We start from the raw sequence: 7171 nt of genomic DNA, 5'->3' as shown, positions 1-7171 counted from the left end.
CACTGTCGTTCTCAAAATCGGTGGAGCTGCATGACAAAGTCATCGGGCATTATCTGAACATAAAACACTATCAGTAAGTTGGAGTCATTACCGCATACTGTGGATAAAAGTTACTCATGTGAAATTAATGTTAAGTGCCATTAATGAATAGTCTTAATCTAAATTAAAATTTATTTATTATTAACCTATAAAATGCAACTTTAGTTAATTTTAATAAAATTAGTTTAGAAGCTTAACATTCTTCTTTAATCCTTAATATTGCAATAAGACTTATAAATAAAGTGGATTTGGGTTAAGATGTCTTCAAGGAAAGCAGAGGACAGATGCACGTTTTTTGTATATCTGACACTGGTTTTCTGAATTAATTGATTGTTATTGTTAGAGTTATCTCTGGCTGGAATGTGTCGCACATCTCCTGCTACGTTGACAGCGCTGCGATACAGATGGCAGAAAAGGTGTTATACCTTTAATGTAATTTACATAAACCTGCGAACATCTAAATATCCTGAACGTTTAAGAGAATAAAAATAACGTCATGAAACGTGCTTTCTGACTGTTGATATAAAGCAGCACAATAACTATCTGTCAGGCAGTCTGCCGGGCCGGGATGCGAGGGAAAATCTTCAGAGGGAATTGCTTAACTGTACACACACAGCTTCAACCCGGGCAGCTCCGCACGAGCAACCTGAAAGTGAATAGATATGATAAATGCAAATCGTCCGATAATGAATCTCGACCTCGATCTGCTGAGAACGTTTGTTGCGGTCGCCGATCTCAACACTTTTGCGGCAGCTGCTGCCGCCGTTTGCCGAACTCAGTCCGCCGTCAGCCAGCAAATGCAGCGGCTGGAGCAACTGGTTGGTAAAGAGCTATTTGCCCGTCACGGGCGTAATAAGCTCTTAACGGAACACGGTATTCAGCTTCTGGGTTATGCCAGGAAAATTCTTCGCTTTAATGATGAAGCATGTATGTCATTAATGTTTAGCAACCTTCAGGGCGTGCTAACGTTAGGTGCATCTGATGAGTCGGCGGATACTATATTGCCGTTTCTTCTCAATCGCATCAGTTCGGTTTATCCGAAGCTTGCGCTGGACGTTAGCGTAAAGCGTAATGCTTTTATGGTTGAGATGTTAAATGAGAATAAAGTCGACCTGGTGGTCACCACGCATCGTCCCGGGCAGTTTGATTGCCTGACGCTGCGTACATCACCTACGCACTGGTATTGCGCGGCCGAATACGTGCTGCAAAAAGGCGAGCCGGTGCCGCTGGTGTTACTGGATGACCCGAGCCCGTTCCGCGATATGGTGCTGACGGCGCTGAATGAGGCCAATATTCCGTGGCGTCTGGCGTATGTGGCGTCCACGCTGCCAGCGGTGCGTGCCGCCGTGAAAGCCGGTCTGGGTGTTACCGCCCGTCCGGTAGAAATGATGAGCCCCGATCTGCGCGTTCTGGGAAAATCCGATGGCCTGCCTGCGCTGCCGGATACGGAATATCTGCTCTGCCATAATTCGTCCAGCCATAACGAGCTGGCAAAAGTGGTGTTCGAGGCGATGGAAAACTACCATAACCCGTGGCAGTTCGAGCGCGTTACCTCCGAAGGGGGGGATGATTCCCTGATCGTTGAAGGGGATTTTGAGTGATCGCCAGCTCAAAATTCTGGTAACAAAATGTAAGTGTAAAAAAAAGCCACTCGTGTGATTTTCACATGCAGTGGCTTTTTTTTAGCAATAATACCCGCGTATGCCGCGTGGATTTACGGGATACCCTCTATTTATCAATAAGCTAAATGCTTTTGATTAAAACTCATCCGTTTTCCGTTCTAACTTCATCCATATCCCCCCTATGTTAAAAAAACAGGAAATATGTTGCCGTTTTCCAGGTTGAATTAACAAAAGCGTGTCGCAGATCAAGAAAATACTCCTATTTGGGGGGAGGAATCGTTGGCAAATCCTGTCAAAATAGGAGGGTTATTTTTTTTACTTCCGAAACGGACACGATTCAACAACATACATTTGACGGAAAGTCATGTACCCACCAGGGTTAAAGGGCACCAAATGTTAATGAGAATCGCTCGATGTAATTTAATGTGAAGAAACCTTTGTTAAAGTTGACAATAGGTTATAGAAAGGAGTAAAAAACCCCATCATTTTGCTGTCTATGTCTCATTTCTGACAGTTAGTGTAAGGTTATTTGTTCCTCCCCATGAATCGATGTGATGCCCATCTGCCAGCAAGAGCAGTGTCGTTGGTATCACTTTTGATGAGTAAGCAATGAGTATGTCAACATCCACAGAAGTCATCGCTCATCACTGGGCATTCGCAATCTTTCTTATTGTAGCCATTGGCCTGTGCTGCCTGATGTTAGTCGGCGGCTGGTTCCTGGGCGGTCGCGCCCGTGCAAGGCACAAAAACACACCTTTCGAATCAGGTATTGATTCAGTAGGTACCGCTCGCTTACGCCTGTCTGCCAAGTTTTACCTGGTAGCCATGTTCTTCGTCATCTTCGACGTGGAAGCGCTTTACCTCTTCGCATGGTCTACCTCCATTCGCGAAAGTGGTTGGGTGGGCTTTGTCGAGGCCGCAATTTTCATTTTAGTGCTACTGGCCGGTCTGGTTTATCTGGTGCGTATTGGCGCGCTTGACTGGACGCCTGCGCGTTCACGTCGTGAACACATCAACCCGGAAAACAGTATCTCTAATCGTCAGCAGTAACAGCGAGGCAATAAGATGGATTATACGCTCACCCGCATAGATCCTAACGGTGAGAATGACCGTTACCCCCTGCAAAAACAGGAGATCGTAACCGACCCCCTGGAGCAAGAAGTCAATAAAAGCGTGTACATGGGCAAACTCGAACATGCCATGCACGATATGGTCAACTGGGGTCGTAAGAACTCCATCTGGCCTTACAACTTTGGCCTTTCTTGCTGCTACGTTGAAATGGTGACGTCATTCACTGCGGTGCATGACGTTGCGCGTTTTGGGGCAGAGGTACTGCGTGCTTCCCCACGTCAGGCTGACCTGATGGTGGTGGCCGGTACCTGCTTTACCAAGATGGCACCTGTTATTCAGCGTCTTTATGACCAGATGCTGGAGCCAAAATGGGTTATCTCCATGGGCGCATGTGCTAACTCTGGCGGTATGTACGACATCTATTCCGTCGTACAGGGCGTAGATAAATTTATCCCAGTGGATGTGTACATCCCGGGTTGTCCGCCTCGTCCGGAAGCCTACATGCAGGCGCTGATGCTGCTGCAGGAGTCCATCGGTAAAGAACGTCGCCCACTGTCGTGGGTCGTTGGCGATCAGGGTGTGTATCGCGCGAACATGCAGTCTGAGCGCGAGCGTAAACGTGGTGAACGTATTGCCGTCACCAATCTGCGTACGCCTGACGAAATTTAATTTGCGCCTGTAGGCCTGGAGAACACCTTCGCATATCACTACTCAAATAGCGCGAAGCCAGGCTCAACAGTCACCACGGACCATTTGCAATGGTGAACAATATGACCGACTTAACCGCGCAAGAAGCCGCCTGGCAGACCCGGGATCATCTGGATGACCCAGTCATTGGCGAACTGCGCAACCGTTTTGGGCCGGATGCCTTTACTGTTCAGGCTACCCGCACCGGGGTACCCGTTGTTTGGGTGAAGCGTGAACAATTGCTGGAAGTTGTCGATTTCCTCAAGAAATTGCCAAAACCATACGTCATGCTGTTTGACTTACACGGCATGGATGAACGTCTCAGAACGCACCGCCAGGGTCTCCCTGCTGCGGATTTTTCCGTTTTCTACCACCTGATCTCAATAGACCGTAATACGGATATCATGCTCAAGGTGGCATTGTCTGAAAACGACATGCATCTGCCGACGATCACCAAACTTTTCCCGAACGCCAACTGGTACGAGCGTGAGACATGGGAAATGTTCGGCATGACCTTCGACGGCCACCCACACCTGACGCGCATCATGATGCCGCAGACCTGGACCGGCCACCCGCTGCGTAAAGACTACCCGGCACGTGCTACCGAATTCGATCCGTTTGAGCTGACCAAAGCCAAGCAGGATCTGGAGATGGAAGCGCTGACCTTCAAACCGGAAGACTGGGGCATGAAGCGCGGTACCGACAACGAGGACTTCATGTTCCTCAACCTCGGTCCGAACCACCCGTCTGCGCACGGTGCTTTCCGTATTATTCTTCAGCTCGACGGCGAAGAGATTGTCGACTGCGTGCCAGACATCGGCTACCACCACCGTGGTGCTGAGAAGATGGGCGAGCGTCAGTCCTGGCACAGCTACATTCCGTATACTGACCGTATCGAATACCTCGGCGGCTGCGTCAACGAAATGCCATACGTGCTGGCCGTTGAGAAACTGGCAGGCATTACCGTGCCGGATCGCGTTAACGTGATTCGCGTCATGCTGTCAGAACTGTTCCGTATCAACAGCCACCTGCTGTACATCTCCACGTTCATTCAGGACGTCGGCGCGATGACCCCGGTCTTCTTCGCCTTTACCGATCGTCAGAAAATCTACGATCTGGTAGAAGCCATTACCGGTTTCCGTATGCACCCGGCCTGGTTCCGTATCGGCGGTGTGGCACACGATCTGCCGCGCGGCTGGGACCGCCTGCTGCGTGAATTCCTCGACTGGATGCCGAAACGTCTGGCCTCTTACGAGAAAGCCGCGCTGCGCAACACCATCCTGAAAGGGCGTTCCCAGGGCGTTGCTGCCTACGGCGCGAAAGAAGCGCTGGAGTGGGGGACAACAGGTGCAGGTCTGCGTGCGGCCGGTATTGATTTCGACGTGCGTAAAGCCCGTCCTTACTCTGGCTACGAGAACTTCGACTTTGAAGTCCCGGTGGGCGGCGGCGTTTCCGACTGCTACACCCGCGTGATGCTGAAAGTGGAAGAGTTGCGCCAGAGTCTGCGCATCCTTGAGCAGTGCCTCAACAACATGCCGGAAGGCCCGTTCAAGGCGGATCACCCGCTGACGACGCCGCCACCGAAAGAGCGCACGCTGCAACATATCGAAACCCTGATCACCCACTTCCTGCAGGTTTCCTGGGGCCCGGTCATGCCGGCGCAAGAATCCTTCCAGATGATTGAAGCGACCAAGGGTATTAACAGTTACTACCTGACCAGTGACGGCAGCACCATGAGCTACCGTACCCGCGTGCGTACGCCGAGCTTTGCGCACCTGCAGCAGATCCCGTCCGCCATCCGCGGCAGTCTGGTCTCCGACCTGATTGTGTATCTGGGTAGTATCGATTTTGTTATGTCAGATGTGGACCGCTAATTATGCACGAGAATCAACAACCACAAACCGAGGCTTTTGAGCTGAGTGAAGCAGAGCGTGCCGCCATTGAGCACGAGATGCACCACTACGAAGACCCGCGTGCGGCGTCCATTGAAGCGCTGAAAATCGTACAGAAACAGCGTGGTTGGGTGCCGGACGGGGCGATCTATGCGATCGCGAAAGTGCTGGGTATTCCGGCAAGCGACGTAGAAGGCGTGGCCACGTTCTATAGCCAGATCTTCCGTCAGCCGGTTGGCCGCCATGTGATCCGCTACTGTGACAGCGTGGTCTGCCACATCACCGGTTACCAGGGCATTCAGGCTGCGATTGAGAAGAAGCTCAATATCAAGCCGGGCCAGACTACGTTCGATGGGCGCTTTACTCTGCTGCCAACCTGCTGCCTGGGTAACTGCGACAAGGGGCCGACCATGATGATTGATGAGGACACTCACAGCCATCTGACGCCGGAAGCGATTCCTGACCTGCTGGAGCAGTACAAATGAAAACTGTAATTCGTACTGCTGAGACGCATCCACTGACCTGGCGTCTGCGTGATGACAAACAGCCGGTATGGCTCGACGAATATCAGAGCAAAAACGGCTATGCCGGTGCGCGTAAAGCCCTTGGCGGCATGGCGCCGGACGACATCGTTAACGCGGTAAAAGAGTCTGGCCTGAAAGGCCGCGGCGGCGCGGGCTTCTCCACCGGTCTGAAGTGGAGCCTGATGCCAAAAGACGAATCCATGAACATCCGTTACCTGCTGTGTAACGCCGATGAAATGGAGCCGGGCACCTATAAAGACCGCCTGCTGATGGAACAGCTGCCGCACCTGCTGGTGGAAGGCATGCTGATCTCCGCGTTCGCGCTGAAAGCGTACCGTGGCTACATCTTCCTGCGCGGTGAGTACATCGAAGCGGCGGAAAACCTGCGTCGCGCGATTGCCGAAGCCACCGAAGCGGGCCTGCTGGGCAAAAACATTCTCGGCACCGGGTTTGACTTCGAACTGTTCGTGCACACCGGCGCCGGGCGTTACATCTGCGGTGAAGAAACCGCGCTGATTAACTCCCTGGAAGGCCGTCGCGCGAACCCGCGTTCCAAGCCACCGTTCCCGGCAAGCTCCGGCGTATGGGGTAAACCGACCTGCGTAAACAACGTCGAAACCCTGTGTAACGTTCCGGCTATCCTCGCCAACGGCGTGGAGTGGTATCAGGGCATCTCCTCAAGCAAAGATGCCGGTACCAAGCTGATGGGCTTCTCCGGTCGCGTTAAAAATCCTGGCGTCTGGGAACTGCCGTTCGGTACTACCGCGCGTGAAATTCTTGAAGACTACGCTGGCGGCATGCGCGATGGCCTGAAATTCAAAGCCTGGCAGCCGGGTGGGGCAGGGACAGACTTCCTCACCGAAGCCCACCTTGACCTGCCGATGGAATTCGAAAGCATTGGTAAAGCAGGCAGCCGTCTGGGTACGGCGCTGGCGATGGCCGTCGACCACGAGATCGGCATGGTATCGCTGGTGCGTAACCTGGAAGAGTTCTTCGCCCGTGAGTCCTGCGGCTGGTGCACACCGTGCCGAGATGGTCTGCCGTGGAGCGTGAAGATCCTGCGTGCAATCGAACGTGGCGAAGGCCAGCCTGGCGATATCGAGACACTTGAGCAACTGTGTCGATTCTTAGGCCCGGGTAAAACCTTCTGTGCCCACGCACCGGGTGCCGTCGAACCTCTGCAGAGCGCGATCAAATATTTCCGCGACGAGTTCGAAGCAGGCATCAAGCAGCCGTTCAGCAATACCCATGCGATTAATGGGATTCAGCCGAACCTGCTTAAAGCGCGCTGGTAACGACAAGAATTTTGATTAACGCTCGGTTTCGACCGAGCCAA

The 7171-nt window shown here is 52.3% G+C and carries 7 protein-coding genes; all 7 read left to right on the top strand.

Going from position 1 to position 7171, the window contains the following annotated elements; genetic code table 11:
- A partial coding sequence (locus ACOTXF_RS17710; RefSeq protein WP_033802282.1) for an IS1 family transposase occupies positions 1–77 on the top strand: 77 nt, incomplete at its 5' end.
- A 624-nt stretch (positions 78–701) separates the two neighbouring features.
- Entirely contained in the window at positions 702–1640 is a 939-nt protein-coding gene (gene lrhA / locus ACOTXF_RS17705) for a transcriptional regulator LrhA (RefSeq protein ID WP_021241557.1), read from the top strand.
- Positions 1641–2270: 630 nt separating this feature from the next.
- The gene (gene nuoA, locus ACOTXF_RS17700; protein ID WP_006176516.1) at positions 2271–2711 is read left to right on the top strand and encodes an NADH-quinone oxidoreductase subunit NuoA; all 441 of its coding nucleotides are present in this window, start codon (positions 2271–2273) and stop codon (positions 2709–2711) included.
- A gap of 15 nt (positions 2712–2726) precedes the next feature.
- On the top strand, positions 2727–3401 hold the full coding sequence (gene nuoB / locus ACOTXF_RS17695; RefSeq protein ID WP_003861482.1) for an NADH-quinone oxidoreductase subunit NuoB: 675 nt from the start codon (positions 2727–2729) through the stop codon (positions 3399–3401).
- An 89-nt stretch (positions 3402–3490) separates the two neighbouring features.
- On the top strand, positions 3491–5293 hold the full coding sequence (nuoC, locus tag ACOTXF_RS17690) for an NADH-quinone oxidoreductase subunit C/D (protein WP_232927066.1): 1803 nt from the start codon (positions 3491–3493) through the stop codon (positions 5291–5293).
- A 2-nt stretch (positions 5294–5295) separates the two neighbouring features.
- On the top strand, positions 5296–5796 hold the full coding sequence (nuoE, locus tag ACOTXF_RS17685) for an NADH-quinone oxidoreductase subunit NuoE (protein WP_008500208.1): 501 nt from the start codon (positions 5296–5298) through the stop codon (positions 5794–5796).
- Positions 5793–7130, top strand: a complete 1338-nt coding sequence (nuoF, locus tag ACOTXF_RS17680) for an NADH-quinone oxidoreductase subunit NuoF (RefSeq protein WP_008500209.1) — start codon at positions 5793–5795, stop codon at positions 7128–7130. Before nuoE ends, nuoF begins: the two co-directional genes overlap by 4 nt.
- Positions 7131–7171 lie beyond the last annotated feature (41 nt).

Origin of the sequence: Enterobacter cloacae complex sp. IR53041 (assembly GCF_049238285.1) — a bacterium.
GTDB lineage: Bacteria > Pseudomonadota > Gammaproteobacteria > Enterobacterales > Enterobacteriaceae > Enterobacter > Enterobacter roggenkampii.
This window is presented reverse-complemented; position numbering and strand designations above follow the sequence as displayed.

What these genes read in the sequence shown, in the direction of transcription:
- lrhA (WP_021241557.1), top strand. Translation starts at nt 702, where the DNA reads ATGATAAATGCAAATCGTCCGATAATGAATCTCGACCTCGATCTGCTG.
- nuoA (WP_006176516.1), top strand. Translation starts at nt 2,271, where the DNA reads ATGAGTATGTCAACATCCACAGAAGTCATCGCTCATCACTGGGCATTC.
- nuoB (WP_003861482.1), top strand. Translation starts at nt 2,727, where the DNA reads ATGGATTATACGCTCACCCGCATAGATCCTAACGGTGAGAATGACCGT.
- nuoC (WP_232927066.1), top strand. Translation starts at nt 3,491, where the DNA reads ATGGTGAACAATATGACCGACTTAACCGCGCAAGAAGCCGCCTGGCAG.
- nuoE (WP_008500208.1), top strand. Translation starts at nt 5,296, where the DNA reads ATGCACGAGAATCAACAACCACAAACCGAGGCTTTTGAGCTGAGTGAA.
- nuoF (WP_008500209.1), top strand. Translation starts at nt 5,793, where the DNA reads ATGAAAACTGTAATTCGTACTGCTGAGACGCATCCACTGACCTGGCGT.